Origin of the sequence: Salinimicrobium soli, from assembly GCF_048323655.1 — a bacterium.
GTDB lineage: Bacteria > Bacteroidota > Bacteroidia > Flavobacteriales > Flavobacteriaceae > Salinimicrobium > Salinimicrobium soli.
In genome coordinates, this window is record NZ_JBLUWW010000001.1 from 271,194 (window position 1) to 296,791 (window position 25,598).

Sequence of the window (25,598 nt, forward strand, 5' to 3'; positions counted from 1 at the left end):
CGAATTAACTTCTAATTAGGATAAAACTTTGTTTTGGTAGAACTCCTGATAAGCCTGAGCGAATTCCTCACGATTCTTGTATTCAAGCACCGGAACACTCATCTTTCCAAGATATTTTTTAAGTTCTTCAGGAATGTCATCGCCGGCAATAATAGCAGCATCTGAATTATCTACGGCAGTTTTCATTAAATTCACATAAGAAGGTTTCTTCAAATGCTTCACCTGCTCATTTTCCAATCCGTCAAATAACACTTTCTTGTACATACTAGCATCTAACGTGCCATCAAAGTCCTGATTGTATACAGAGGTAACAATTTTGGCCGAGCTGAACAAAGGTTCATTCCCGTAATAGTTCCGCAGATACAATGGTAACAGGGATGACAACCATCCGTTCACATGAATTATATCTGGAGACCAATTTAGTTTTTTAACAGTTTCAATTACACCTTTTGCAAAAAATATCGCTCTTTCATCATTGTCAGGAAAAAGATTTCCTTCCTCATCGGTCAATGTTGCTTTTCTTTTAAAGTAATCTTCATTATCGATAAAATATACCTGCATTCGCTCTTTTGGAATGGAAGCTACTTTAATAATAAGAGGCATATCAAGGTCGTTGATCACCAGATTCATCCCCGAAAGCCTGATCACTTCATGTAATTGATGTCTGCGTTCGTTAATATTCCCAAAACGCGGCATAAAAATACGTATTTGTCCACCCTGGTTATTAACCATTCTGGGGGCTTCAAAAGACATAGATGAAATTTCGGTTTCGGGTAAATAGGGTATTACTTCAGATGATACGTACAATATCCTCTTATCTTTCATAAGGTCACTGCTTTAATGCTGTTGTGAATAAAAAACACGCAAAATTACAAAATTTTATGCAGATTGCGAGTATTATCTTAAGTTTGCACGCTGTTAATTTTACAATAAGATGCAGATTTTTAAGGAGAAGCAGGCTCTGAAAAACCAGATTACTGCTTTCAAAAAGGAAGGGTTAAGTATAGGATTTGTACCTACTATGGGGGCCCTTCACGAAGGCCATCTTTCGTTGATCGAGGAAGCGCTATCTTCCTGTGATACAGTGGTGGTAAGCATCTTTGTGAATCCCACGCAGTTTGATAATCCAAACGACCTGGAGAAATACCCGCGCACTTTTGAAGATGACGTGATGCGCATTTCCCAGTTGGAAAACGATCGTGATATTATTATTTTCTCCCCTCCCGCCTCAGAGATCTACGGGAATGAAGTGGTCTCAGAAAAATTTTCATTCGACGGACTCGAATACCAGATGGAAGGCAAATTCAGGGATGGCCATTTCAATGGAGTCGGGACTATTGTAAAAAAGCTTTTTGAGATGGTAGAACCCGATAAAGCCTTTTTTGGGGAGAAAGATTACCAACAGCTTCAGATCATCAAAAAACTTGTTGAAAAATTAGATCTTCCAATAGAGATCGTCGGTTGTCCTATTCATCGTGAAACCTCTGGTCTTGCGAGAAGTTCAAGAAATGAAAGGTTGAGCGCAGAAGACCGACAAACCGCATCGTTTATCTTTAGGGTCCTGCAAAAGACGAAAGAAGATTTTGGCACAAAAAGTGCAAATGAGATAGCGTCCTGGGTAGAAGAAGAATTTAAAAATCACCCGGCTATTGAACTTGAATACTTTGAGATAGCTAATGCAGATACCCTGGAGAGTATTCAGCAAAGAGAAAATGGTCAAAAGTACCGCGCTTTCATTGCTGCATATTTTGGAGATGTAAGATTAATTGATAATATAGCTTTAAATTAGGCAGGCATGCAAATTCACGTTGTTAAATCAAAAATTCACAGGGTAAAAGTAACCGGCGCAGATCTTAATTATATTGGAAGTATTACCATTGATGAGGATCTTATGGATGCTGCAAACATAGTTGAAGGAGAGAAGGTCCAGATCGTTAACAACAACAATGGAGAGCGACTTGAAACTTATGCCATTCCCGGCACGAGAGGTAGCGGCGAAATCACCCTGAACGGAGCGGCAGCCCGAAAAGTGGCAAAAGGTGACGTTCTTATTCTAATCACCTACGCCATCATGGAATTTGAGGCAGCTAAAGACTTTAAACCTGCTTTGGTCTTTCCAGACGAAGAAACCAATCTACTGAAATAATTGTCCAGAAAGCGGCTCGTTAAAATTGCCAAAACCGTACTCCCTCTTTTACTGGGAGTTTTTCTCATTTGGTATTCCCTCTCTACAGCTACTCCTGCCGAAAGGGCAGAATTGTGGAACAACATAAAGCTCGCCGATGGAAAATGGGTGGTCCTTTCATTATTCTTGGGTTTGCTTTCACACCTTTCCAGAGCCTATCGATGGAAATTCCTTTTACAGCCAATGGGGTATGACCCCAAATTTGCAAATAGCTTTATGGCCGTCATGGGCGGATATTTAGCCAATCTGGGAGTGCCAAGATCGGGTGAAGTACTTCGCGGCGCCACCATTTCCACTTACGAAAAGATACCTTTTGAAAAAGCCTTTGGCACCATAGTTTCCGAAAGGATTGCCGATCTACTAATGTTACTGTTGATCGTAATCTTCAGTTTCCTGATTCAAACTGAAGGCTTATTACATTATTTCCAAAGCCACGACATTAATCCATTTTTATCAATTGGTGTTTTGTTGATCGCAGTCTTGGCAGGTATCATAGTTCTTCGCATCATCAAAAATTCCCAGCACCATCTGATTCTCAAGGTTAGGAAATTTGCCCGCGGCTTACTGGAAGGTATGAGGAGTATCCTAAAAATGAAACAAAAGATAGCCTTTCTGTTTCATACTGTCTTCATTTGGTTGATGTACCTGCTCATGTTCTACGTGATCAAATTCTCCATTCCCGAAACTACGGACCTATCGGTTGCAGCGATCATGGCCGCTTTCATAGTTGGCACCTTTGCAATTTCAACCACTAATGGCGGGATTGGCGTTTATCCTATTGCCATGGGCGCTGTACTTTTACTCTTCGGAATAAATCAGCAAGCCGGCGAAGCCTTCGGGTGGATCCTTTGGGGCTCCCAAACCTTACTGGTTATAGTCCTGGGCGGACTCTCGCTATTATTATTGCCTCTCCTGAACCAGAAGAAATAAATATTTTATATTGCTTTAGGAAAAACACCTGAAGCCTATGTATAAATTTTTGCTTTTTTCTGCAGTTTTCTTTGTTACCCAGCTAGTAAGCTCGCAAACTATTTACAAGACCTTCAACTCTTCCAAATTAGGTAGCAGCCGCGAATTAAAAATTCAGTTACCACGGAATTATGAGGAAAACAAAGATAAAACCTATCCCCTCATTCTCGTTCTGGATGGAGATTATCTTTTTGAACCCATGGCCGGAAGTGTTGACTACTACTCCTATTGGGACGAGATGCCCGAAGCCATCGTTGTTGGAATAAATCAGGCTAATAGCCGAAGAGAGGATACTGCTTATGATAACCAGCGGTACCTTCCTGAAGATAAAGGCGCAAAATTCTTTGAATTTCTGGGCATGGAATTACTCCCATTCCTGGATACCAGTTACCGAACTTCTAAATTCACTGCTGTAGCAGGACATGATATTACTGCCAATTTCCTGAATTATTACCTGCTAAAGCCTGTACCCATTTTTCAGGCCTATATTAACTTTAGCCCGGACCTTTCTCCTGAAATGGCCGATAGGCTCACTACCGCATTGAGTTCCGCAGAACGACCAACCTGGTTTTTCCTCGCAACGGCTTCTGATGATATTAAAAGTCTTAAAAATGAGATTCAGGGTCTAAATTCTAAACTTTCCGCTGTACAAAACGAGAACCTAAAATATGCTTTTGTAGAGGTACAGGAAGCCACCCACTATTCTCTGATTGGCCGGGCACTTCCGGTAGCTTTAGAATTTATTTTTGAAGGCTATCCGCCTATTAGTCTTAAAGAATATGATGAATTGGTGGCATCAGAAGATTCTGCTCTGGAGTACCTAAACAAGAAGTACAGTAAAATTCAGGACCAATACAGGATCAAAAAGAAGATCCGGATTAATGATTTTATGGCTATTGGCAAAGTACTGGAAGACCACAATAAATGGGATGAACTGGAGAAGCTTGGAGACATAGCAAAAGATCAATATCCCAAGTTGATGTTAGGAACCTATTATCAGGCGCGGGCTTTCGAGGAGAACGGTCGCCCCAAGAAAGCAATGAAGACCTACCAGAGTGCTTACGGGCAGGAAGAAGTCGGGTTCATTACGGTGGATTTTATGCTTAAAAAAGCCGAGCTAATTAAAGAAGATTTCGGTTATTAGCATTTCAAAATCCTCAAGATATAACACCAATGGCCAAGACGAAGACCTCCTTCTTTTGTCAGAATTGCGGAACACAACATACCAAATGGCAGGGCCAATGTACCTCCTGCAGGGAGTGGAATACTCTGGTGGAAGAAGTGCTGCAAAAGGAAGAGAAACAGAGCTGGAAATCTTCAGCAGGAGTCAAAAATGCCAAAAAAGCAGCCCGTCCTTTAAGGGTTTCAGAAATAGAAACTTCCAAAGAAGAGCGGCTCACTACCAATAACCAGGAGCTTGATCGTGTTTTGGGTGGGGGTATTGTTCCCGGTTCACTCACCCTTCTTGGTGGCGAACCCGGAATTGGGAAAAGCACCCTGCTGCTTCAAATTTCTTTATACTTAAACTACCGGACACTCTACGTTTCCGGAGAGGAAAGCCAACAACAAATAAAAATGCGTGCAGAGCGCATCAATCCTTCCCCGGGAAACTGCTATATACTTACAGAAACAAAGACCCAGAATATCTTTCAGCAGATAGAAAAACTGGAGCCCGAGATCGTTATTATAGACTCCATTCAAACGCTGCACAGTGATTATATTGAAAGCAGCCCCGGCAGCATTTCGCAGATCAGGGAATGTACTGCAGAGTTAATAAAGTTTGCCAAGGAAACGGCTACTCCGGTCATTCTTATTGGTCATATAACCAAAGAAGGAAGTATCGCCGGACCCAAGGTACTGGAACACATGGTGGATACAGTACTTCAGTTTGAAGGCGACCGTAATCATGTTTACCGCATTCTTCGGGCCCATAAAAACAGGTTTGGATCTACCAATGAACTCGGTATTTATGAAATGCAGGGGAACGGACTTCGGGAGGTAAGTAATCCCAGTGAAATACTAATTTCGAAGAACGAAGAAGACCTCAGCGGAACTGCTATCGCGGCTACTCTTGAAGGGATGCGTCCTTTAATGATCGAAATACAGGCCCTGGTAAGTACTGCCGTTTATGGAACTCCGCAGCGCTCGGCTACCGGATATAACTCAAAACGCCTTAACATGCTGCTGGCTGTACTTGAGAAAAGGGCAGGTTTTAGATTAGGTGCAAAAGACGTATTTCTGAATATCACCGGCGGAATCTCTGTTGACGATCCTGCTTTGGATCTCGCTGTTGTTGCAGCCATTCTCTCTTCCAACGAAGATATAGCAGTTCCCAAGGATATTTGTTTCGCGGCAGAAGTAGGACTGGCAGGTGAAGTACGACCGGTGACCCGGGTCGAACAACGAATTCTGGAAGCCGAAAAACTCGGTTTTACGAGCATCATGGTATCCAAGCAGAGTAAAATCCCGAAAGACAATTACAATATTACCATCCAAAAGGTTTCAAAGATCGAGGATGTGGTGAGTTACTTGTTTGGGTAAGCAAATCATGTTAAACATAGAAAAAGAAAAAGGCCTTCAAATGAAGGCCTTTTTCGATGGTGAGAACTGAGAAAATTACCTCAGCTTATTCCTTTTTAAGATGGGATACAGTCGCCCTTTAATATCTTCAGATGCGTCCACAAGCATTTGTTCGTTGCTGGGAAACGGCACAAAATGATTCCTCAGCAAAACTTTATCTTCATTAGTTAATAGACGCTCATCCCCTTTAAATCTGGCAAATACATTCTCGAAAACAAATTCAGTTTCCAGCGGATAGCTGTTCATCAAGCGATTTCTTTCAAGATCCAGGTAATCCACTTTACCTTCTAAAGCCAAAGATTTGGTTTGAATGGTCTTGTAGAGCGTTCCCCTAACCTTTACATAATTTTCAATTTTGATCTTGTTGCCCAGACTATCCAAGACAAATTCCCCTTTGCGATCCTTTTTATAAGTGTACCCGTCAAGCACCTCTGCCTCCAAAGGAATTTCCCTTTCCAGTACTCTTTCCGGAGAAATAAAGATCTCCCGGAAATTGAGATTAACCGCGAAATCATATTTGTATTCCCGGTTTCTGAACGCATGATATTCAGTCCAAAAATCATCCAGCCCGTAGGTGTCAAAATCAAGAAGCTCGGTTTCCAGTCTTCTCGGGATCACAAAAGGAGTTTGATTATGCAGTTCCACAAGCACAAAATCGGTTCCCATGAAATGTGATTCCTCAAGCAGATCCCTTGTATCCTTATAATTGGGAGAGAGATTTTGTAACTCTGATAAAACCGAATGCGCCCTTCTAAAAGACAATTTATCGTTCTGTTGCATTAAAAACTGTCCCTCCTGGTAAAGAGTCTCTGCAAACGCATTTTTGGAATCTAATAACTCTGCAGAATAATCTGTGATCCTAAACCTGGCCTCTCTTCCGTTTTCTCCGATATAAAGCGGCAATAATGGAAGAATGCTGTTCTGGATCCTGTCCAGCCTGGAATAGATACGATAGATCTCCCTGTTGTTCGCCGGATTCCCATCCTTTTTCAGAAAAGCAATTCGCTTTTTCTCTGCCTCGGTCATCTTTTTATAAGCAGTTTCCAGAATAAGTATATGCTCCTGATTACCTTTTTTGGTCTTGTCTTTCTGAAGTTTTCCAACCGCAATAGCGATAGCCTCATTATAGTCCCCTTGATTGAGTGCCCGTTGGCTTCGCTTAACACTGCTGCAAGAAGCAAGAACAAGTATCCCGGCTAGAAGAAGTAGTTTTTGTTTCATGGTTTGTATGTTAGAGGGTTAATAGATCTACTATTAACATTTAACATACCAAAAATAGAAAAAAGGCCATTCGATTTACTTTTTCTCTCATTAATCTGTCTCTATTATATTTTTTCCGGAGGAAAGATGTTAAGCTTTTAGAGTATCCTAATTCTTATTTTTTCAATGGTTTTAAAAAGAAAATTTTTAATTTAATACTGATTTTAAGAACCTTACCAGATTGGGTGGAGAAAAGAAAGCTTTAACAGGTTCTAATTTTCATGATATGAAAGCAGTCACCCGTTCTCAATATGGCCCACCAGAAGTTCTTAGTATTTCTTCTACAGAATTGCCGAAAATAAAAGAAAACGACATTCTTGTAAAGGTTTACGCCACTACCGTAAATAGAACCGACTGTGTGAACCTTACCGGAAAACCATATATCGTTAGAATTTTCACGGGCTTGACCGGTCCTATGAGAACAATCCCGGGAACCGATTTTGCCGGGGAAGTGATTGAAGTGGGAAAAGAGGTTCAGGGTTTCCAACCGGGAGACCAGGTGTTCGGTTTTGATGACCATGGTTTGTCTTCCATGGCGGAATATTTAAGTATTCCCGAAAATAAAGCAATACAACTTTTTCCTGAGGGAATTTCTTATTCTGAAGCCGTTGCATCAGCAGAAGGAGTTCATTATGCTATCAACTTCTTGAACAAGGTCAACTTGCAGGAGGGACAAACAGCGCTCGTGAATGGCGGCACCGGGGCGATAGGTTCTGCTCTTATCCAGTTATTAAAATATAACCGGGTGCAGGTTGTGGCAACAGGACCCACAAATCATCTCTCTACGCTACATAGTCTCGGGGCAGACAGAATTATAGATTACCATAAAGAGGATTTTACCAGAGATCATGAAAAATTTGATTACGTCTTTGATTCCGTCGGAAAAAGCACTTTTGAAAAGTGCAAACCAATCCTGAAACCAAATGGAATCTACATTTCTTCTGAGCTGGGGCCGAATTGGGAAAATCCTCTTCTTTCCATTACCACCGCTTTTTCAGGAGAGAAAAAGGTAAAATTTCCGTTTCCGTCTAACATCAAAGCCAGCCTGAAATTTATTTCAGGCCTCCTCGGAAAAGGAGATTTTAAACCGCTTATAGACCGCAGTTATGCCATGGAACAAGCCAAAGAAGCCTATGAGTACGTCATGAGTGGGCAAAAGATTGGGAATGTGATCCTGAAAATCCAGCCAAACAATACTTCAAAAAATAGTTGAAATGATCAGTCTCTTCAGAAGTACCCGAAGATTATTAATAAAGAAAAAAAAGATTGGCAGATATCTTCTTTATGCCACGGGAGAAATTTTTCTCATTGTAATAGGAATTCTTATCGCCCTTGGCATCAATAACTGGAACCAAAACAGGCAGGCTCGGGAAAGGGAAAAATTTTACCTGGAAGGTCTTAGATCTGAATTTGAAAGCAGCAAGATAAAATTGCAGAACCTCATGGAGGTGAACCGCCTGAATTACGAGGAATCCAAAAAGATCGCCAAATATCTCACCACTTCTGAAAAGCTTCCGCCGGAAGAGGAATTGTCAAAGGCCCTTTATAATTCCTTTTCCTATGAAATCGATTATAATCCGAATAACTCTTTGCTCAACGAACTTATTAATTCCGGAAGACTGGAAGATCTTTCAAATGAAGAATTGCGGAGCCACCTTACGTCTTGGGAATCTTTTATCCAGAGCATTCACCGTCAGGAGGCCGCTCTTCGGGAGCAGCGGGAGAGTGTCGTACGTCTGTTCAGGAATGGTAATGGCAGCATCAGCAGCATTCTAGATGATGCCGGGGTTCTTGAAGAAATTGGCTTGCCGGCAAACCCGGATACCCCGGGAAATCTCGCAATAGTTCGATCTCCGGAATTTGAAAACAATCTCCTTTTATTTATCCTTACCGGAATAAATACTGAAACATCTCATTACCAACCGCTGTTGCACGAGATCAACAGCATTCTTGATCTCATTGACCGGGAACTGAGGGATTCCTGAGACGTTAACTTATCTTTGAACGTAAATACCATTTATGTCTCGGGAACACTTAGAATTTACCAAAGTAAGCCTGGCCGACCTGGAACAACTCAGGCAGCTTAGCCGGAGCACCTTTGTTAAGGCATTTGGAGCGCAGAATAACCCTGAAGATCTGCAGGCGTACCTTGATAAAGCCTTCAACAATGAAGCTCTAAAAATGGAACTTTTGGAACTTCATTCCGAATTCTGGTTTGCAAAGCTATCAGGAGAGACCATTGGTTATTTCAAGATCAATTTTGAAGATGCACAAACCGATCTCCGGGAACCTGATGCGATGGAGCTCGAACGTATTTATGTTATTGAAGAATTTCAGAACCGGGGTTTTGGCCAAAAAATTTTAGATGCTGTTATTGAAATGGCTATTCAGCGCCAAATGCGATACCTGTGGCTGGGAGTCTGGGAGAAAAATTCCCGGGCGATCAGGTTCTATGAGCGGAATAAATTCAAGATAATTGGCTCCCATCCTTTTTGGGTTGGGAAAGATCTGCAAACAGATATCCTGATGAAGCTGGAACTGAAATAAAAAAGCACCGGGATCTTCCGGTGCTTTCCAATATATTCTCAGGATTTTATTATTCCATTTCCTGAAGCAACTTCTCTATTTCATCCAGTTTTGGAGTGAGAATAACTTCGATCCTTCTGTTCTTAGCTTTTCCTTCTGCTGTTTCATTGCTCGCAACCGGCGCATACTCTCCTCTTCCGGCCGCTGTAAGGTTTTGCGGATCTATGCGTGGATTCTCCTTTAACAGGTGTACAATGGCAGTTGCCCTTTTAGTGGAAAGATCCCAGTTATCGGTGAGTTGTCCACTTCCGTTGTAAGGAACATTATCTGTATGCCCTTCTATCAGCACTGCTATATCGGGATTCTCTGCAAGAACAGAAGCCAGTTGCTGCACTGCCTTTTTTCCTTCAGGTCCCACAGCCCAACTTCCGGAACTGAAAAGGAGCTTATTTTCCATGGAAACATAAACTTTCCCTTCGCGTTGTTCAACAGTAAGACCTTTCCCTTCAAAATTTACAAGGGCCTTAGAAATGGCATTTTTGAGGGCATTCATTTTTGCGTCTTTCGCTGCGATCACACTCTCAAGCTCGTCTACCCTTTTAGAGCGGGCAGCAAGATCTTTCTGAAGTTTTTCAAGTCGTGCTCTTTCTTCGGAAAGGCTTTTTTCCTTTTTATCGAGTTCAGCAAGTAATTCCCTGTTCCTTTTTGAGTTTTCAGCTAAAGCCGAAGAGCTGTTCGCTTCAAGTGCATCGTATGACTTTTTAAGTTTTTCCAATGCTTCCTTAGTGGTGGCAAGCTCCCGTTGCAGGCGCTCCTTTTCGGCGGTCTCCTGCTCATAGCGGGCCCTTAATGTACTCAGTTCCTCCTCATTGATTCGGTTCTTTTCCTGCAACAGGGAATGATCAGCCGCTAACTGGCTGTTTTCCTCCTGAAGCCTGGCATGTCTGCCCTCCAGATCTTTATACACCTTTGAGGAAACACAAGAGGTCAGTAAAACAGAAGTACTGAAAAAGGTCAGAAAAATGGTTTTTTTCATAGTTTATTATTGGGTTTAAGTGATTTCAAGTAGCACAGGACAATGGTCACTGTGTTTAGCTTCTGGTAATATAACGGCGCGTTTGATCCTTTCTTGTAGGGGTTCACTCACCATATGATAATCGATCCTCCAGCCTTTATTGCGCTCTCTTGCTCCGGCGCGATAACTCCACCAGGAGTAGTGGTGTGGCTCTGAATTCAGATGACGGAAGGAGTCAATAAAACCGCTGTCTATGAATTTGCCTATCCACTCTCTTTCTACCGGAAGGAATCCCGAAGTGTTCTTGAGGCGCACCGGATCATGGATATCGATCTCCTCATGACAGATATTGTAATCACCGCAGATAACCAGGTGCGGAATATCCTGCTTCAGCTCATCAATATACTTCTGGAAATCGGCCATGTACTGCAGTTTATGGTCCAGCCTGTCAATATTGGTTCCCGAAGGTAGATAAAGGCTCATCACAGAAAAATCTTCAAAATCTGCCCGAATATTCCTTCCTTCAAAATCCATGTAATCTATTCCGGTTCCAAAAGTGACATTTTTGGGTTCGGTTTTACTGAGAATAGCAACGCCGCTATAACCCTTCTTTACCGCCGGAAACCAGGAATTGAATCTGTAACCCAGGTTTTCAAACGGCTCCTGATCGAACTGTTCGGGAGTGGCTTTAATTTCCTGAAGACAAACCACATCTGCATCGGTCTTTTCCAACCATTCCACAAATCCTTTTCTTATTGCTGCTCTTATTCCGTTGACGTTGTAAGAGATTATTTTCATTCTGAATACTTTTTTTGAGGTTGCTCAAAAATAGCATTTTCAGAATATCTTAGACATCACGGGGAATTTTATTTACGGGGAAACTTCCGAAGAAAAAGGCTTACCGAACAATGATGCGTTTTACCCGACCTTCGTCCATAGTTCCTACGCGCACCAGGTAAACGCCCCTTGCCACATAAGACATATTTAGGGAGTATTCATAGCCTTTAAAGCCTTTCTCAAGTTTGTTCTCCACCAGTTTTTGACCTAGCATATCGTGGACCGTGATCCAGACCGATGACTGATAGCTGGTAGTGAAATTCACATCGAAATTCTTTCCGTCTGTAGTGCTTACATTGAGATCTCCGTCTTTCAAGGCCGAATCTCCAATTGAGTTGACGATCTGAACAGTATAGTCCTGTGTAGTTCCAAACTCCATCACACTGCAGGGATCATTAAGCTCTCCATCATATTCCGGATTGGTATCACCTCCCCGCACCCTCATAAGGTGTTCTCCCAATGGCGCATCGGCCGGAATAGTGAATTCATAAGCGTAAACTCTTCTTGAAGTCGGAATAACCTGAGAATTGATCAACAACTCATCGGGCTCAAAATAGGCGTTATCGTTAAAGTCTATCCACAAAGAGAATCTACTGTTGTTGGAAGAGGCAAAATGGGTAGCGACTCCAACCACGAAGGTTCTTTTCGAACGATCCAGTTTTGTAGAAAGACCAATGAAATCATAGTACCCGTCAGTACAGTAAATATTCTCATTGACGATATCCTGCAGATAAAAATCGGTTATCCCATCCCCGAAGGAGCAGTCAGAACCGGTGGGAATACAATTGAGATTCGCAACTATCTTTTCTTTGGCGTCGTTACTTCGATCCACATCTCCGGCTAATAGGGTTTCCACCTTCAGGTTATACTTTCGTGGCTCAGATAGATCTACCGGTTGTGAAAACGTATAGGCAAATTCCTCATTTAAACTCACAGTTCCCGTAACCGTTTCGGTCACCGGAGGCCCGTTATCCAACTGGTAACTCACCGGAAAATTGCTTTGGGGTTCTCCTCCAAAATTTTCTATGGTCACCGTAACTTCTTCTACACCTAAATTTTCACCGGTATCAGGAGACTGGATCACTGTGATCCCAATATCTTTTGCTCTCAGATTCGTGATCTCTTCGGAAAAACTATCATTCTCCGGATTTTCATCGCCGGGCAAATTGGTTTGGGCAGTGATGGTATAAGTACGCCCTAATTCACCGAGATTTGCAGTGGCACTAAAGGTATATTCGGCCATTCCTGTGGAGGGAATAGTACCTTCAAAAATTTCTCTTACAGGTGCACCTCCATCGATACTGAATTCCACTGGAATGTTAGACTGCGGCAGCTTTCCGAAGTTACGGATCTTCACCGTGATCTCCTCCTGGTTACCCAGTGTGCTGGAAATAGGACTTACAATATCCACCACCCCAACATCATTGTTGAATTCCGGAGCAATTTTGAAAACTCCTACTTTATTCAAACGTGCTGCGCTTCCGAAGTATTCCCCAATGAACCAGAAGGTTTCTTCGTCAACGGGATCCACAGACATATGGGAGTAATCGCCATAGCGGTTGCTAGGATCAGGAAAATCACTCTCAACAATAGATTCCTCATTGAGTGTCATCATATTTAATGGATCATTGGCATACCTCCCGGTGTATCGAAGCGAAGGATAAACCGGATCTTCTTCATTGTCATTTAAAACTGTATACGCCAGGGAAATATTACCATTCTTATCCATTCCAATACTACCACACCAGCGGTCACTACCATCTGGAGCATAAGTACCTTCCTGATACACTGACCACGGTCCACCATCAGTATCCTGTCGAAGTTCATACCAGCGTATTCCCGCATGTTCCAGGACGGAAGGATCCACATCTACCACAAAATTGAAAACTACCGAGTTGTGATCCGGAAAACGGCGGTAACAGGTAGGATACATAACTGCACCCTGCAAGGCATCAACATCTGGAGCATCTCCCGGCTGGGAAAGGTTTCGGAAAGAACCCCCGTCAAAAGTACTGTGGAATGGTGTTACCCCTTCTGAAGGTCCCAGTTCCTGCGATTCCTCAATAGTGGAATTTGCAGGGTTATCCCAGTCGACATTGACAGTCCACATCTTGAGATGATCTTGATTGACCCCCATCCATGCGTCATCCTGAAAATAAATAATCGGAGCATTCCCTTTTGGAGGTGGTTCATCTCCAATGGCATTAAAACCCGCCGGACTGTAAAATGAATTAATATTGACTCCGGGCAATGGCAGCCCAATATGTCTTGCTTCCTCTCCTAGCAGCATCTTATCCCTCTCAAGTACATAGACAACTTCAGTAATTTCCGGGTCATCCTGATCCTGATTGGTGGTCACATAATAGCCATCACTCCACACAAAGAATTTTGGGTAATCGGGGAAAGATCCGGTGTCAAAACGGTATGTGTACCAGCCGTCATTTACCGGGTCCGGTCCTTTAGAAATTGCAACTAAAAGCCCGTTGGGACTATCGCTGAACTGGGTTATCAGGAATCTGTCAGCAAAAGAGTCATAAAGAACAATTGGGTCTCCCAGGTCCTGATCTTCAAATGTTCCCCCTATTGTTCGTAGATCGGCAGGTGGCAGAAGCCGTTCTCCTGTTTTATCATAAATAGCAAATCCGAAGTTCCAGGCATTTACATAATGATTGGGTCCAACTGCACCGGTAGGATCTGTTGGTGTGGAGCCGGAGGTGGCAGCATCAAAAGAAAATAGAGGGGCTTTTGAAGGAGTCTCTCCCTTTTTTTTCTGCCAGGCAGCATCCATCGCCTTGGGAAACCCTTTACCCGGAACAACTCTGTTGGCACTTCGCCGTTTGGGATTGTAGATTTTAAATTCCCCTCCGGGTGGCCGCAGCACTTTTCCTGAAACAGCTTCTGTATGTATAGATCTCGAAGAACCAATTAAAATAGGCTTCGCTCTTTCTAATTCCTGTGATATACCGGAAAAAAAAGATAATAAAACAAGAAGGAGAAGCAGCGTATTCTTCTGATACATGTAGGGCACCTTTATGAAATGGAAAATAAATTTACTCATTTAGCCCGGCCTGAAACCAAAAAAAAAGAGATATCCCGGGGAAATCTCTTTTTTTAACCTTTTTTAAACAGAATTGCCTTACTTATTCAGCCAATGTTTCAAATTTACTTCACCATCGATTACAGAAGCTAATTCTGATATGTGAACTCTCTTTTGCTCCATCGTATCCCTGTTTCGTAAGGTAACTGTACGATCTTCCAGAGAGTCGTGATCTACTGTGATACAGAAAGGGGTCCCTGCAGCATCCTGTCTGCGGTACCTTCTACCTATAGCATCTTTTTCGTCATACTGTATATTGAAATCCCATTTGAGGTCTTCAATGATCTCCTGAGCAAGCTCCGGAAGTCCGTCCTTCTTCACAAGTGGAAGAACCGCTGCTTTATAAGGAGCCAGGATAGCCGGTAATTTTAGAACCGTTCTTGTGCTACCGTCTTCCAATTCCTCTTCTTTCAGACTGGAGGAAAGTACAGCCAGGAACATCCGGTCCAGTCCAATCGAGGTTTCGATCACATAAGGAATATAATTCTCCTTTAGTTCAGGATCGTAAAAACGCAATTTTTTACCACTGTGTTCTTCATGTGCCTTAAGGTCAAAATCAGTACGGGAATGGATCCCCTCCAGTTCTTTGAACCCAAAAGGAAAGTTGAATTCGATATCCGCTGCTGCATTAGCGTAGTGAGCGAGTTTTTCATGGTCATGGAACCTGTAATTCTCTTCTCCCAATCCTAGCGATAAATGCCATTTTAGACGGATCTCCTTCCAGTGCTCATACCACTTCAATTCCTCACCGGGACGCACAAAGTACTGCATCTCCATTTGCTCAAATTCCCTCATTCTAAAAATGAACTGGCGGGCTACTATTTCATTTCGGAATGCTTTTCCTGTCTGGGCGATCCCAAAAGGTATCTTCATTCTTCCCGTTTTCTGAACATTCGCGAAGTTCACGAAGATCCCTTGTGCCGTTTCCGGACGCAGATAAAGATGAGAGGCAGTTTCGGAAGAGGCTCCCAGTTTGGTTCCAAACATTAGGTTGAACTGTCGCACTTCGGTCCAGTTCCTGGAACCGGTCTCAGGATCGGCAATTCCCAACTCCTCAATAAGTGCTTTTACATCTTTAAGATCTTCATTGGTAAGAGACTGTGCCAGTCTCTCCAGTATCTCTTTTCTTTCGGTATTATATCGAATTACGCGCTCATTGGTTGCAACGAACTGCTCCTCATCAAAGGAATCGCCAAAGCGTTTTTTCGCCTTGTCGATCTCTTTCTGAGCTTTTTGCAGGATCTTTTCAGCATAATCTTCCACAAGAACATCTGCCCTGTATCGCTTTTTTGAATCCTTATTGTCGATCAATGGATCATTAAAGGCATCTACGTGGCCTGAAGCTTTCCAGGTGGCCGGGTGCATCAGGATAGAAGCATCTATCCCAACGATCTCCTGATGCAACTGCACCATGCTTTTCCACCAGTAATCCCTAATATTCTTTTTTAGTTCCGCTCCATTCTGTCCATAATCATATACAGCACTAAGGCCATCATAGATCTCGCTGGAGGCGAAGATGTACCCATACTCCTTGGCATGGGATATAACATTTTTGAATTGATCTTCTTGTTTTGCCATAGGGCAAAAATAAAAAAACCGCCCTGAATCTAATCAAGACGGTTGTATTAATTACTAATAGTTTTATCTCAGGGAGAAAGAGGTTGCTCCAATCAGGTTAATGCCATTATAGACAAGCACTTTATAAGTACCTTCAACCAGTCTTTCTTCATTGGTATTGGCCAGGATGCACACGTCCAGCTCCTCATTTTCATAATACACTTTTGAGGTCGCGCTGTAGACCATTACACCACCTTCATGCTGCACTGCGATCTGGTCGCCCACCAATTCGTTATTGGGGTTGTACACCTGCACATAAAGCTCTTTTTCCCCTGCTTCTGCAAGAGAGTTTGGAGTTAGGGTAAAGCAAGTTCTAATCTTATCAACCCTTCTGGTACGGTCATTTTCTATGAGACGGCCGCTATTACGTTCGATAACCCCTTCTCCTCTAAGGTTACTTACCTTAAGTTGTGCGGCGCGATCGATCTTAGATGCCATTGTTTGAGTTTGCACTTTCAGGGAATCGGAGATTCTGGTGCGCTCCAGCAGCATATTGTTCGTGCTATCAATCTCGGTGATCAATCGCTGGTTTTGGCTGCTAAGACTGTCCACCACCTTAAAGAGTTGCTCTTTTTCGGCTTTCAAATTGTTGACCTCTCTTCTGTAGCGCGCTAAAAGAGCAAGATTGGCTTCCATATCCTGTACAGAATCCCTTAACATAACGATCCTGTTACGGGCAGCTGCAAGTTCAGTATCCATTCCTTCATTTTCGGCGATCGCCTCATCATATTTTACAATCAGATCATTCAGCTCTCCTTCAATAACAGCCTTCTCCTGCTCAAGTATCTGCTTATTCTCTTTTTCTTCGTTGTAGAATTTAATTGTGTATATTCCTAATGCAACTAAAGCCACTGCCAATACTCCGGTGAGTATTTTTAAAGCATTGTTACTTTTTTGCTCAGTCATGATCCTTTAATTTTTTGGGTTATACTGTAAATTTAGCGGTTTTAACGAAGTAATTACTAATTCCTTAACAAATGTTTCACGATTTATTGGATTTATTATATCCGCGTATCTGTAATTCCTGTGAAACACCTCTTTTGAAAAATGAAAAAGTACTTTGCACCCGTTGTTTACATGCTCTTCCCATAGCTTTTGCACATCTAGAAAAAGACAATGTTATTGAGCAAATTTTCTATGGAAGAATACCTGTTGAAAATGCCACTTCCCTGCTGCTTTTTGAGAAAAAAGGAATGGTCCAAAAACTCATTCATAATCTTAAGTACAGGGGGCATGAGGAAGTTGGAGAATTTTTAGGCGACTGGCTTGGTGCAGAATTAGAGAATCTCCCAACCTTCAGGGAGATCTCTGCAGTAGTGCCGGTTCCATTGCACAAGACTAAACTAAGGAAGCGAGGCTATAACCAGGTAGAGAAGTTTGGAAGAGCGCTCGCCGAAAAACTGAATGTGCCATATATCGATGACGTTCTCGTGAAACGCAGTGGTTCCGGAACTCAAACCTTAAAAAAGAGACTTGCCCGCTGGGGAACTTTAGATGAAACATTTGTATTGGAGCAGCCCGAAAAACTGGAAAATTCACATGTTCTTCTGGTAGATGACCTCGTTACCACCGGTGCCACTCTGGAAGCCTGTGCCCATCAATTATTACAATTGAAAGGCATGAAGATCAGCATTGCCACAATGGCCTACACTCACTAATACACTTCCTTAAAAAACAGAATAAAATCGTTTCTTTGTACTAAATATACAGTTGATGAAAAGTTTGCGTGCCTGCATTTTACTTTTACTTTTTTCAGTAGTATTCATCACCGGTTGTGCCAAGCGAGGAACACCCGATGGAGGCGCAATTGACACAGAACCGCCAAAATATGTCAAGGCGCGACCGGAAAACTTCACCACCAGTTTTGATGCCAAGGAGATCAGGATCTATTTTGATGAATATGTCAAGGTTAAAGATCCGCAGCGGCAGGTGATCATTTCCCCACCAATGGATCCACGGCCGGAGATAACACCTCTGGGAACTGCGAGTAAATCAATCCGGATCCGCATTAATGACACCCTGAATCCGAATACCACTTACACCATTAACTTCGGAAGAAGTATAGTCGACAATAATGAGGAAAATCCGCTCGATTTTTTCACCTACGCATTTTCAACCGGGCCTTATATTGATTCCTTGACCGTAGCCGGAAATGTGTCTGATGCACTTCTGAAAGTGCCGGATACCTTTGTTTCAGTCATGCTCTACGAGGTGGATTCCACCTACAATGATTCGGTTGTTTACAACGAACTGCCGCGTTATATCACCAATACACTTGACAGCGCTACCACCTTTCAGTTAAAAAATCTGAAAGAGGGTACGTATCAGCTGGTGGGATTAAAAGATGCCAATAACAATTACAAATTCGATCCGGGTACAGATAAGATCGCGTTTGCAGATGAGTATATTACCATCCCAACAGAGTCGGTCTTTGATCTCATTCTTTTCCGCGAAATTCTGGATGATAAATTTGTAAGGCCACAGCAAAAGGCAGATCAACATATCATGTTTGGATACGAAGGAAAAGTTCACCGGGATAGTATCCAGATAAATATGCTGACCACTGTCCCCGATGATTTTTCTTATAGGATCACCAAAGACGTTGAAAAAGACACTTTACACTATTGGTACAAACCGGCCATACCGTCAGATACCTTGCAATTTGTGGTACAAACTCCAAGGTTTTCTGATACCCTTCTCACCAGGATAAAGGAGATGAAAAAAGATTCCCTGACTTTTACCTTTAATCCTACCTCCAGTATTGGTTTTGACCAGGCCTTAAAAGTGATCCCAACCGTTCCACTGGATTCGGTTAACGAATCGCTCATCCGGATCACGAACAGAGACACCGTGGATGTTTCCTTTACCGGAAATTATGACCGATGGAAAAATGAATATGCGCTGACCTTTCAAAAAGAGGAAAGACAGGCTTACAATTTCACTGCTTTGCCCGGTGCCTTCATCGGATTCTACGGAAAGCAAAACGACACCATAAAAACAACATTCAGAACCCAGTCATATTCTGACCTTGGTAACCTCACCATCAATCTTCAGAATGTTCGGTCATACCCAATCATTGTTCAGCTCACTACCGAAAAAGGGGTTGTACAGGCCGAAAAATACAGCACCGAAAGTTCGGTCATCAACTTCCGAAGTGTAAAACCCGGGAATTATTTTCTGCGAGTTATTTATGACCGCAATGAAAATGGCCAGTGGGATTCCGGAAAGTATTTAAAAGGCAGGCAACCGGAACAGGTGGTGTATTATCCCGATCTTATGACGGTACGGGCCAACTGGGATGATGTGTATCCTTTTAATCTAGAGTAAACCGATCACGATCCTGTAAAAATCGGAGCTGCGAACGGGTTTCAGAAAGGTGAGCTTTCTCCAGCACGATCTCTTCTGAAAATTCATCTTCGGTGGAATGTGTGGATACTTTTTTTCCGAGGCTGTCATATACCGCTGAATGCCCAACGTAATCAAGGTTTTTCCCATCAGTCCCCACCCTGTTGAGTCCAATGCAATAACTCATGTTCTCAATAGCCCGTGCCCTTAAAAGGGTGTCCCAGGCAAGAATTCTGGCAGCCGGCCAGTTGGCCACATAAATTAGCAGGTCATAATCTTCGGTATTCCGTGACCACACCGGGAATCGCAGGTCATAACAAACGAGCGGACAGATCTTCCAGCCTTTATAGCCCACGACGAGTCTTTCCTCTCCGGAAGCATAGGTTTCATTCTCTTTTGCCAGCGTAAAAGTGTGTCGTTTGTCATATTTCTGAAAAGCTCCGTCAGGAAAGACAAAGTAAAGTCGATTGTAGTATTTTCCTTTATCAAGAATGATAAGGCTCCCGGTAACGGCAGCTTGCTTTTCGGAAGCCATTTTTTGCATCCACCGGAAACTGGGTCCGTTTGGAAGTTCAGCTAATTCCGAAGCATTCATGGAAAATCCGGTAGTGAACATTTCCGGAAGTACGATAAGGTCAACATCAGCTGAAAGAGCCTTTATTTTCTTCTCAAAAAGGGCTTTATTCGCTTCTATTTTTTCCCACTCCAGGTTGGCCTGAAGCAGCGCTACTTTTAATTTTTCTGCCATACGTAAATCTATTAAAAATCTTTTATCTCCTGCTAAATACGTGTTAAATGGTTGGTTTACTAGCGGAGTTTAAATAGCTTTAAAAAGAAAAATTTAAAGATATGAGCTTAAGTTCCTTTTTTGAAAAAGATTCATTTCCCTCTAATGCCTCTCGTGGATTAATCGCGGGTTTTGTGGGTGGATTAGTAGGAAGCGCAGTGAAATCAACCGTCGAACGCTTTTTGGAAGTTCGAAAGATAGATCAGAAATCTGCCCAGGTCAAAATGGTAAATCAACTTGCAAAAAAGGTAACCGGAACCCCTATCAAAGTCGCCAATGAAGGTCTTGCAGAACAACTCGTAAATATTCCATTGGGAGCTACTGTGGGTGCTGCTTATGGCTACGGAAAAAAGGACAGCCACGAGATAAATATCATTGACGGGATCATTCTGGGAGGAACCACATGGGCTTCTACACATGAAACCACACTTCCACTTTTAGGAGTCGAAAAAAGTCCTGAAAAGGTCCCTATCAAAACCCAGGCAAGTGAACTACTGGCGCATGTGATCTTTGGTGTGACCACAGAAATAGTACGCGGACTTGTCAATGATAGCCTACACCCCTCACACGAAGATTAATACTAAATTTTCTGAAGAATTTCGGCAGCCTTTTCCAGGGTCTCATCGGTTTTCGCAAAGCAAAATCTTAGCTGCCGGTGATCCAAATTCTCTTTATTGAAAGCTGAAACCGGAATGCTGGCTAACCCGTGTTCCTTTATTAACCTCTCCGCAAATTCCACATCAGATTCCGAAGAGATCTCCGAAAAATCCAACAACTGAAAATATGTTCCTTGGGAAGGACTAAAGTTGAATCTGCAACCTTCCAAAAGTGACAAAAATTTATCCCTTTTTTGCTGGTAAAACTTTCCGAGGTTGAGATAGTGGGCGGGTTGCTTCAGGTATTCTGCAAAGGCTCTTTGAGTGGGATGATGAACACAAAATACGTTCACTTCCATCACCTTTTGTATTTCGGCCATCAATTCTGAAGGGGCCACACAATATCCCATTTTCCAGCCTGTATTGTGAAAGGTCTTCCCAAAAGAAGCACAAACAACGGCTCTTTCAGCCAGCCCTGAAAAGGCAGATGCGCTGTAATGTTTAGCGTCATCAAAAACAATATGTTCGTAAACCTCATCACTCAGCAGGATCACATCAGTACCGTTTAAAACCTGCTCCAGTTTTTGCATATCTTCTTTACCGAAGACATTCCCGCTTGGGTTATGCGGGGTATTGATGATCAACATCCTGGTCTTTGAATTGATCTTTGCCGCCACTTCCTGCCAGTCTACCTTATATTCCTTTCCTTGCATCTGGATAAGAACAGGCTTGCCTCCACACAGTTCAATTGCCGGTTCATAGCTGTCATAAGCCGGTTTTAGAACGATCACCTCATCTCCGGGTTTTACAAAAGCGGTAATAGCGAGATATAAAGCCTGAGTGGCACCATCGGTCACCGTGACTTCAGTATTCTTGTCGTAAGATTTCCCGTGCAACTGTTCAATTTTCTCAACGATCTGTTCCCGTAAAGGGCTGATTCCCGGCAGAGGTGCATATTGGTTGTAGCCTTCATTCATAGCCTTTGTCACAAGGTCCTTGAGCTGTTGATCGGTCTCGAAATTAGGATAGCCCTGGGACATATTCAGGGCCTTATATTTATAGGCCATGGTAGACATCACGGTAAAAATACTGGTGTTATGCTTCGGAAGTTTAGATGAAAAATCAGGTTTCACGGACATTTCTGTTTTTTGAAAAGTTGCGAAAAAAAACCCGGACTGCAAAGTCCGGGTCTTATCAATTCTATCTATTAAAAATGTCTATTCTGTGCTGGCTCTCATGTACTCGCGGTTCATGCGGGCAATGTTTTCCAGAGAAATACCTTTTGGACATTCCACTTCACAGGCACCGGTGTTGGTACAGTTTCCAAAACCTTCTTTATCCATTTGCTCCACCATGGCAAGCACACGCCTGTTGGCTTCTACTTCTCCCTGCGGAAGAAGGCTCAACTGGCTTACTTTTGCCGAAGTGAACAACATGGCACTCGCATTCTTACATGCTGCCACACAGGCTCCGCAACCAATACAGGTAGCCGCATCAAAAGCCGTATCTGCATTGTCCTTTGGAACCAGGATAGCATTTGCATCCTGTGTATTTCCTGAAGTGTTTACAGAAACGTATCCACCCGCCTGCTGAATTCTTTCAAAGGCAGAACGATCAACGATCAAATCTTTGATCACTGGGAAAGCTTTAGCTCTAAATGGTTCAATGGTAATAGTATCACCGTCATTGAACATTCTCATGTGCAATTGACAGGTCGTAATTCCGCGGTCTGGGCCATGTGGCTCTCCATTGATCTGAAGGCTACATGTTCCGCAGATTCCTTCGCGGCAGTCATGATCAAAAACAACTGGCTCTTCTCCTTTGTCTATCAGGTCCTGGTTAAGAACGTCAAGCATTTCAAGAAAAGACATATCAGGCTCGACTCCTCCCAGCTGGTAGGTTTCGATTTTTCCTTTAGTGACGGCATCTTTTTGACGCCATATTTTAAGTGTAAGATTCATATTTTATAGTATTGAGTATTGAGTATGGAGTATTGAGAAAAATCTAACTTCTAAATACTAACTTCTCAATTCTATTTATAGCTTCTCGTTTTAACTTCTATATATTCGTAATCCAGGTTTTCCTTATGCAGAACTTCTTTTCCAGGGTCACCTGTGTATTCCCAGGCGGCTACGTACATGAAGTTCTCATCATCCCTAAGGGCTTCCCCTTCTTCGGTTTGATACTCTTCTCTAAAGTGACCTCCACAAGATTCCTCTCTATGCAGTGCATCTTTGGCAAAAAGCTCTCCCAGCTCAAGGAAATCGGCTACCCTACCTGCTTTTTCAAGCTCAGTGTTCATACCATTCATGTCCCCTGGTATACGAACGTCATTCCAGAATTCATCTCTTAGTTGTCTAATCTCTTCGATCGCTTCTTTAAGCCCTGTAGCATTTCTTGACATACCTACTTTGTCCCACATGATCTTTCCAAGACGTTTATGGAAGTGGTCAACTGATTTTGTACCATTGGTATTCTTCAGCTTTTCAAGTTGTCCACGGACTAATTTCTCAGCCTCATCAAATTCAGGACTATCAGTTGGAATGGCTCCAGTACGAATATCGGCAGCCAGATAATCACCCATGGTATAAGGCAATACGAAGTAACCATCTGCAAGACCCTGCATCAAAGCAGAAGCTCCAAGTCTGTTCGCTCCGTGGTCTGAGAAGTTGGCTTCTCCAGCCGCATACAATCCGGGGATAGTAGTTTGCAGGTTATAATCAACCCACAGACCACCCATGGTATAGTGTACCGCAGGATAGATCTTCATTGGAGTCTCATACGGGTTCTCATCCACGATCTTTTCATACATCTGGAAAAGGTTTCCGTATTTGGCCTCCACTACCTTTTGACCAAGTTTCTTGATCTGCTCATCGGTAGCATTTTCTATTTTTTGAGTGGAAACCGCTTCCCTTCCGTAGCGCATAAAAGCACTTCCGAAGTCAAGGAATACAGCCTCACCCGTCTTGTTCACTCCGTAACCTGCGTCACATCTTTCTTTAGCAGCCCTGGAAGCCACATCACGAGGCACCAGGTTACCAAAAGCAGGATACCTTCTTTCCAGGTAGTAATCCCTGTCTTCTTCAGCAAGTTGGGTAGGTTTTAATCTTCCCTCACGAATTGCCTTGGCATCTTCCAGTTTTTTCGGAACCCAGATTCGACCATCATTCCGAAGAGATTCAGACATCAGCGTCAGTTTAGACTGATGATCTCCTGAAACCGGAATACAGGTTGGGTGGATCTGCGTGAAACAAGGGTTAGCGAAAAATGCACCTTTTTTATGCACTTTCCAGGCTGCAGTAGCATTACTTCCCATCGCATTGGTAGAAAGATAGAACACGTTTCCGTATCCCCCTGAAGCGATAACAACTGCGTGGCCACTATGTCTTTCAATTTCGCCGGTCACAAGGTCCCTGGCAATGATCCCACGGGCTTTTCCGTCCACGATCACCACGTCAAGCATTTCATGACGGGTGTAAGATTTGATCTTTCCTCGGTTGATCTGGCGGTTCATTGCAGAATAAGCTCCTAACAGCAGCTGCTGCCCTGTTTGCCCTTTAGCATAAAATGTTCTGGATACCAGCACCCCTCCAAAGGAACGGTTATCAAGCTGACCTCCATAATCACGTGCAAAAGGAACTCCCTGTGCAACACACTGGTCAATAATATTTCCTGAAACCTCAGCAAGACGATATACATTCGCTTCACGTGCACGGTAGTCACCACCTTTTACGGTATCGTAGAAAAGTCGGTAATCTGAATCCCCGTCTCCCTGGTAATTCTTTGATGCGTTTATACCTCCCTGTGCAGCAATAGAGTGTGCACGACGAGGAGAATCCTGGTAACAGAAGGTCTTCACGTTATAGCCAAGCTCAGCAAGTGTGGCCGCAGCACTACCTCCGGCAAGACCTGTCCCAACTACTATAATATCAATATTACGTTTGTTGGCAGGGTTGACCAGGTTAATATGGTTCTTATGATTGGTCCACTTTTCTTCAAGCGGCCCTTTGGGTATTTTTGAATCTAAAACTGACATAATCCTTACCTATTAAAGTTGATTAAAATAATGAAAAAGGGCTATAAAGATGAAGCCTATCGGGATAATGATCGAAAAGGCAACGGTCGCACCTCTCATTCCTTTGTAGAACTTTTCATGCCATCCCACCGTTTGGAAGGAAGAAGAAAAGCCGTGCAATAAATGTAGGCTAAGGAAGATAAAGGAAATCACGTAAAGTCCTGTTCTAACAGGGTCAGCGAATTTCGCCACCAGTTCAGGATAGTATCTCATTGGATCTTCCGGATCAATTACAATGTACTTGTGATAGATCTCCGGAAACCAAAAATCATAAAAATGAAGCCCTAAAAAGGCCAGGACAACAAGTCCTGTCCAGATCATATTCCTGGACATCCAGGAAGAGTTGGCACTTCCGTGAAATTTGACATAACCTACCGGTCTGGCGCTGCGGTTATTCATTTCAAGCACGATGCCCATTACAAAATGTACTATCACTCCCAGTATCAATACCGGCTGCAACAGAAACTGAACAAAGAAGTTTGTTCCCATAAAGTGGGAAATTCCGTTGAACGTTTCGGCACCAAAAACTGAAGTGAAGTTGATTAAGAAATGTTGTAGTAGAAAAAAGACCAAAAACAGTCCTGATAAGGCCATAACAAGCTTTCTTGCTATGGAAGATTTGAGGAATCCACCCATTGGTTAAAATATTTTAATGAAGAATTGTCACAAAAATACGCCCTTTCAATTCACTGACAAACAATAATAGTTT

Annotated in this window: 23 protein-coding genes; 11 read left to right on the forward strand and 12 right to left on the reverse strand. The window is 42.8% G+C overall.

Translation table 11 applies throughout. The annotated features are described in order from the left end of the window. Nucleotides 1-15: 15 nt before the first annotated feature. Nucleotides 16-825 carry a glycogen/starch synthase gene (locus ACNORC_RS01295; RefSeq protein WP_418333770.1) on the reverse strand — a complete coding sequence of 270 codons (810 nt, stop codon included), beginning with the start codon at nucleotides 823-825 and terminating at the stop codon, nucleotides 16-18. A gap of 109 nt (nucleotides 826-934) precedes the next feature. On the opposite strand from ACNORC_RS01295, the gene panC reads away from it, so the two are divergent. From panC to radA, 5 genes are read left to right on the forward strand one after another with little or no spacing between them, the layout of a single operon-like run. Beyond that, nucleotides 935-1,789: a pantoate--beta-alanine ligase gene (gene panC / locus ACNORC_RS01300; protein ID WP_418333771.1), complete on the forward strand. Its 855-nt coding sequence runs from the start codon at nucleotides 935-937 to the stop codon at nucleotides 1,787-1,789. A 6-nt stretch (nucleotides 1,790-1,795) separates the two neighbouring features. Next, complete coding sequence (gene panD / locus ACNORC_RS01305; protein ID WP_418333772.1) at nucleotides 1,796-2,146, forward strand: aspartate 1-decarboxylase; 351 nt, start codon at nucleotides 1,796-1,798, stop codon at nucleotides 2,144-2,146. Continuing rightward, nucleotides 2,147-3,115: a lysylphosphatidylglycerol synthase transmembrane domain-containing protein gene (locus ACNORC_RS01310; RefSeq protein WP_418333773.1), complete on the forward strand. Its 969-nt coding sequence runs from the start codon at nucleotides 2,147-2,149 to the stop codon at nucleotides 3,113-3,115. It abuts the gene before it with no gap. 37 nt (nucleotides 3,116-3,152) lie between these two features. Further along, the gene (locus ACNORC_RS01315) at nucleotides 3,153-4,298 is read left to right on the forward strand and encodes an alpha/beta hydrolase (RefSeq protein WP_418333774.1); all 1,146 of its coding nucleotides are present in this window, start codon (nucleotides 3,153-3,155) and stop codon (nucleotides 4,296-4,298) included. A 29-nt stretch (nucleotides 4,299-4,327) separates the two neighbouring features. Then, nucleotides 4,328-5,695, forward strand: coding sequence for a DNA repair protein RadA (radA, locus tag ACNORC_RS01320; protein WP_418333775.1), 1,368 nt, complete (start codon nucleotides 4,328-4,330; stop codon nucleotides 5,693-5,695). A gap of 75 nt (nucleotides 5,696-5,770) precedes the next feature. Here the strand turns inward: radA and ACNORC_RS01325 are convergent, their stop codons facing one another. Further along, entirely contained in the window at nucleotides 5,771-6,955 is a 1,185-nt protein-coding gene (locus tag ACNORC_RS01325) for a hypothetical protein (protein WP_418333776.1), read from the reverse strand. Nucleotides 6,956-7,220: 265 nt separating this feature from the next. On the opposite strand from ACNORC_RS01325, the gene ACNORC_RS01330 reads away from it, so the two are divergent. Genes ACNORC_RS01330 through ACNORC_RS01340 form a run of 3 tightly spaced genes read left to right on the forward strand, consistent with a single transcriptional unit; the run spans nucleotide 7,221 to nucleotide 9,541 of the window. After that, the gene (locus tag ACNORC_RS01330; protein WP_418333777.1) at nucleotides 7,221-8,207 is read left to right on the forward strand and encodes an NAD(P)-dependent alcohol dehydrogenase; all 987 of its coding nucleotides are present in this window, start codon (nucleotides 7,221-7,223) and stop codon (nucleotides 8,205-8,207) included. Between the two features lies 1 nt (nucleotide 8,208). After that, entirely contained in the window at nucleotides 8,209-8,979 is a 771-nt protein-coding gene (locus ACNORC_RS01335) for a DUF6090 family protein (RefSeq protein ID WP_418333778.1), read from the forward strand. Between the two features lie 34 nt (nucleotides 8,980-9,013). Next, complete coding sequence (locus ACNORC_RS01340; protein WP_418333779.1) at nucleotides 9,014-9,541, forward strand: GNAT family N-acetyltransferase; 528 nt, start codon at nucleotides 9,014-9,016, stop codon at nucleotides 9,539-9,541. Nucleotides 9,542-9,590: 49 nt separating this feature from the next. Here the strand turns inward: ACNORC_RS01340 and ACNORC_RS01345 are convergent, their stop codons facing one another. The 5 genes from ACNORC_RS01345 to ACNORC_RS01365 form a co-directional block, all read right to left on the reverse strand. Then, nucleotides 9,591-10,556: an OmpA/MotB family protein gene (locus ACNORC_RS01345; protein ID WP_418333780.1), complete on the reverse strand. Its 966-nt coding sequence runs from the start codon at nucleotides 10,554-10,556 to the stop codon at nucleotides 9,591-9,593. 15 nt (nucleotides 10,557-10,571) lie between these two features. Beyond that, nucleotides 10,572-11,333: an exodeoxyribonuclease III gene (gene xth / locus ACNORC_RS01350; RefSeq protein WP_418333781.1), complete on the reverse strand. Its 762-nt coding sequence runs from the start codon at nucleotides 11,331-11,333 to the stop codon at nucleotides 10,572-10,574. A 100-nt stretch (nucleotides 11,334-11,433) separates the two neighbouring features. Beyond that, entirely contained in the window at nucleotides 11,434-14,430 is a 2,997-nt protein-coding gene (locus ACNORC_RS01355; RefSeq protein WP_418333782.1) for a GEVED domain-containing protein, read from the reverse strand. 78 nt (nucleotides 14,431-14,508) lie between these two features. Continuing rightward, complete coding sequence (locus tag ACNORC_RS01360; protein WP_418333783.1) at nucleotides 14,509-16,047, reverse strand: glycine--tRNA ligase; 1,539 nt, start codon at nucleotides 16,045-16,047, stop codon at nucleotides 14,509-14,511. Between the two features lie 63 nt (nucleotides 16,048-16,110). Then, entirely contained in the window at nucleotides 16,111-16,992 is an 882-nt protein-coding gene (locus ACNORC_RS01365; protein WP_418333784.1) for a DUF8428 domain-containing protein, read from the reverse strand. Nucleotides 16,993-17,063: 71 nt separating this feature from the next. Here ACNORC_RS01365 and ACNORC_RS01370 point away from each other — a divergent pair, with 71 nt between their 5' ends. Together ACNORC_RS01370 and ACNORC_RS01375 are read left to right on the forward strand one after the other, a co-directional pair. Further along, nucleotides 17,064-17,744, forward strand: a complete 681-nt coding sequence (locus tag ACNORC_RS01370; protein ID WP_418333785.1) for a ComF family protein — start codon at nucleotides 17,064-17,066, stop codon at nucleotides 17,742-17,744. Between the two features lie 55 nt (nucleotides 17,745-17,799). Beyond that, nucleotides 17,800-19,413 carry an Ig-like domain-containing protein gene (locus ACNORC_RS01375; RefSeq protein ID WP_418333786.1) on the forward strand — a complete coding sequence of 538 codons (1,614 nt, stop codon included), beginning with the start codon at nucleotides 17,800-17,802 and terminating at the stop codon, nucleotides 19,411-19,413. Here the strand turns inward: ACNORC_RS01375 and ACNORC_RS01380 are convergent. Next, nucleotides 19,400-20,179 (reverse strand): amidohydrolase, encoded by a 780-nt coding sequence (locus ACNORC_RS01380; protein WP_418333787.1) that lies wholly within the window; start codon nucleotides 20,177-20,179, stop codon nucleotides 19,400-19,402. The two genes, ACNORC_RS01375 and ACNORC_RS01380, sit on opposite strands and share 14 nt — an antisense overlap. 101 nt (nucleotides 20,180-20,280) lie before the next feature. Between ACNORC_RS01380 and ACNORC_RS01385 the strand changes: the two genes are divergently transcribed. Next, nucleotides 20,281-20,796 (forward strand): DUF1440 domain-containing protein, encoded by a 516-nt coding sequence (locus ACNORC_RS01385; RefSeq protein WP_418333788.1) that lies wholly within the window; start codon nucleotides 20,281-20,283, stop codon nucleotides 20,794-20,796. A 2-nt stretch (nucleotides 20,797-20,798) separates the two neighbouring features. Here the strand turns inward: ACNORC_RS01385 and ACNORC_RS01390 are convergent, their stop codons facing one another. The 4 genes from ACNORC_RS01390 to ACNORC_RS01405 form a co-directional block, all read right to left on the reverse strand. Further along, complete coding sequence (locus tag ACNORC_RS01390; RefSeq protein WP_418333789.1) at nucleotides 20,799-21,953, reverse strand: methionine aminotransferase; 1,155 nt, start codon at nucleotides 21,951-21,953, stop codon at nucleotides 20,799-20,801. Between the two features lie 78 nt (nucleotides 21,954-22,031). After that, on the reverse strand, nucleotides 22,032-22,775 hold the full coding sequence (locus tag ACNORC_RS01395; protein WP_418333790.1) for a succinate dehydrogenase/fumarate reductase iron-sulfur subunit: 744 nt from the start codon (nucleotides 22,773-22,775) through the stop codon (nucleotides 22,032-22,034). Nucleotides 22,776-22,846: 71 nt separating this feature from the next. Beyond that, nucleotides 22,847-24,850, reverse strand: a complete 2,004-nt coding sequence (locus ACNORC_RS01400) for a fumarate reductase/succinate dehydrogenase flavoprotein subunit (protein ID WP_418333791.1) — start codon at nucleotides 24,848-24,850, stop codon at nucleotides 22,847-22,849. 12 nt (nucleotides 24,851-24,862) lie between these two features. Further along, nucleotides 24,863-25,525 (reverse strand): succinate dehydrogenase cytochrome b subunit, encoded by a 663-nt coding sequence (locus ACNORC_RS01405; protein ID WP_418333793.1) that lies wholly within the window; start codon nucleotides 25,523-25,525, stop codon nucleotides 24,863-24,865. Nucleotides 25,526-25,598 lie beyond the last annotated feature (73 nt).

Coding starts and splice junctions, on each gene's coding strand:
- ACNORC_RS01390 (WP_418333789.1), bottom strand. CDS start 21,953: ATGTCCGTGAAACCTGATTTTTCATCTAAACTTCCGAAGCATAACACC.
- ACNORC_RS01405 (WP_418333793.1), bottom strand. CDS start 25,525: ATGGGTGGATTCCTCAAATCTTCCATAGCAAGAAAGCTTGTTATGGCC.
- ACNORC_RS01335 (WP_418333778.1), top strand. CDS start 8,209: ATGATCAGTCTCTTCAGAAGTACCCGAAGATTATTAATAAAGAAAAAA.
- ACNORC_RS01330 (WP_418333777.1), top strand. CDS start 7,221: ATGAAAGCAGTCACCCGTTCTCAATATGGCCCACCAGAAGTTCTTAGT.
- ACNORC_RS01295 (WP_418333770.1), bottom strand. CDS start 825: ATGAAAGATAAGAGGATATTGTACGTATCATCTGAAGTAATACCCTAT.
- ACNORC_RS01395 (WP_418333790.1), bottom strand. CDS start 22,775: ATGAATCTTACACTTAAAATATGGCGTCAAAAAGATGCCGTCACTAAA.
- ACNORC_RS01345 (WP_418333780.1), bottom strand. CDS start 10,556: ATGAAAAAAACCATTTTTCTGACCTTTTTCAGTACTTCTGTTTTACTG.
- radA (WP_418333775.1), top strand. CDS start 4,328: ATGGCCAAGACGAAGACCTCCTTCTTTTGTCAGAATTGCGGAACACAA.
- ACNORC_RS01380 (WP_418333787.1), bottom strand. CDS start 20,179: ATGGCAGAAAAATTAAAAGTAGCGCTGCTTCAGGCCAACCTGGAGTGG.
- ACNORC_RS01325 (WP_418333776.1), bottom strand. CDS start 6,955: ATGAAACAAAAACTACTTCTTCTAGCCGGGATACTTGTTCTTGCTTCT.
- ACNORC_RS01385 (WP_418333788.1), top strand. CDS start 20,281: ATGAGCTTAAGTTCCTTTTTTGAAAAAGATTCATTTCCCTCTAATGCC.
- panC (WP_418333771.1), top strand. CDS start 935: ATGCAGATTTTTAAGGAGAAGCAGGCTCTGAAAAACCAGATTACTGCT.
- ACNORC_RS01340 (WP_418333779.1), top strand. CDS start 9,014: ATGTCTCGGGAACACTTAGAATTTACCAAAGTAAGCCTGGCCGACCTG.
- ACNORC_RS01360 (WP_418333783.1), bottom strand. CDS start 16,047: ATGGCAAAACAAGAAGATCAATTCAAAAATGTTATATCCCATGCCAAG.
- ACNORC_RS01400 (WP_418333791.1), bottom strand. CDS start 24,850: ATGTCAGTTTTAGATTCAAAAATACCCAAAGGGCCGCTTGAAGAAAAG.
- ACNORC_RS01355 (WP_418333782.1), bottom strand. CDS start 14,430: ATGAGTAAATTTATTTTCCATTTCATAAAGGTGCCCTACATGTATCAG.
- ACNORC_RS01315 (WP_418333774.1), top strand. CDS start 3,153: ATGTATAAATTTTTGCTTTTTTCTGCAGTTTTCTTTGTTACCCAGCTA.
- panD (WP_418333772.1), top strand. CDS start 1,796: ATGCAAATTCACGTTGTTAAATCAAAAATTCACAGGGTAAAAGTAACC.
- ACNORC_RS01365 (WP_418333784.1), bottom strand. CDS start 16,992: ATGACTGAGCAAAAAAGTAACAATGCTTTAAAAATACTCACCGGAGTA.
- xth (WP_418333781.1), bottom strand. CDS start 11,333: ATGAAAATAATCTCTTACAACGTCAACGGAATAAGAGCAGCAATAAGA.
- ACNORC_RS01375 (WP_418333786.1), top strand. CDS start 17,800: ATGAAAAGTTTGCGTGCCTGCATTTTACTTTTACTTTTTTCAGTAGTA.
- ACNORC_RS01370 (WP_418333785.1), top strand. CDS start 17,064: ATGTTTCACGATTTATTGGATTTATTATATCCGCGTATCTGTAATTCC.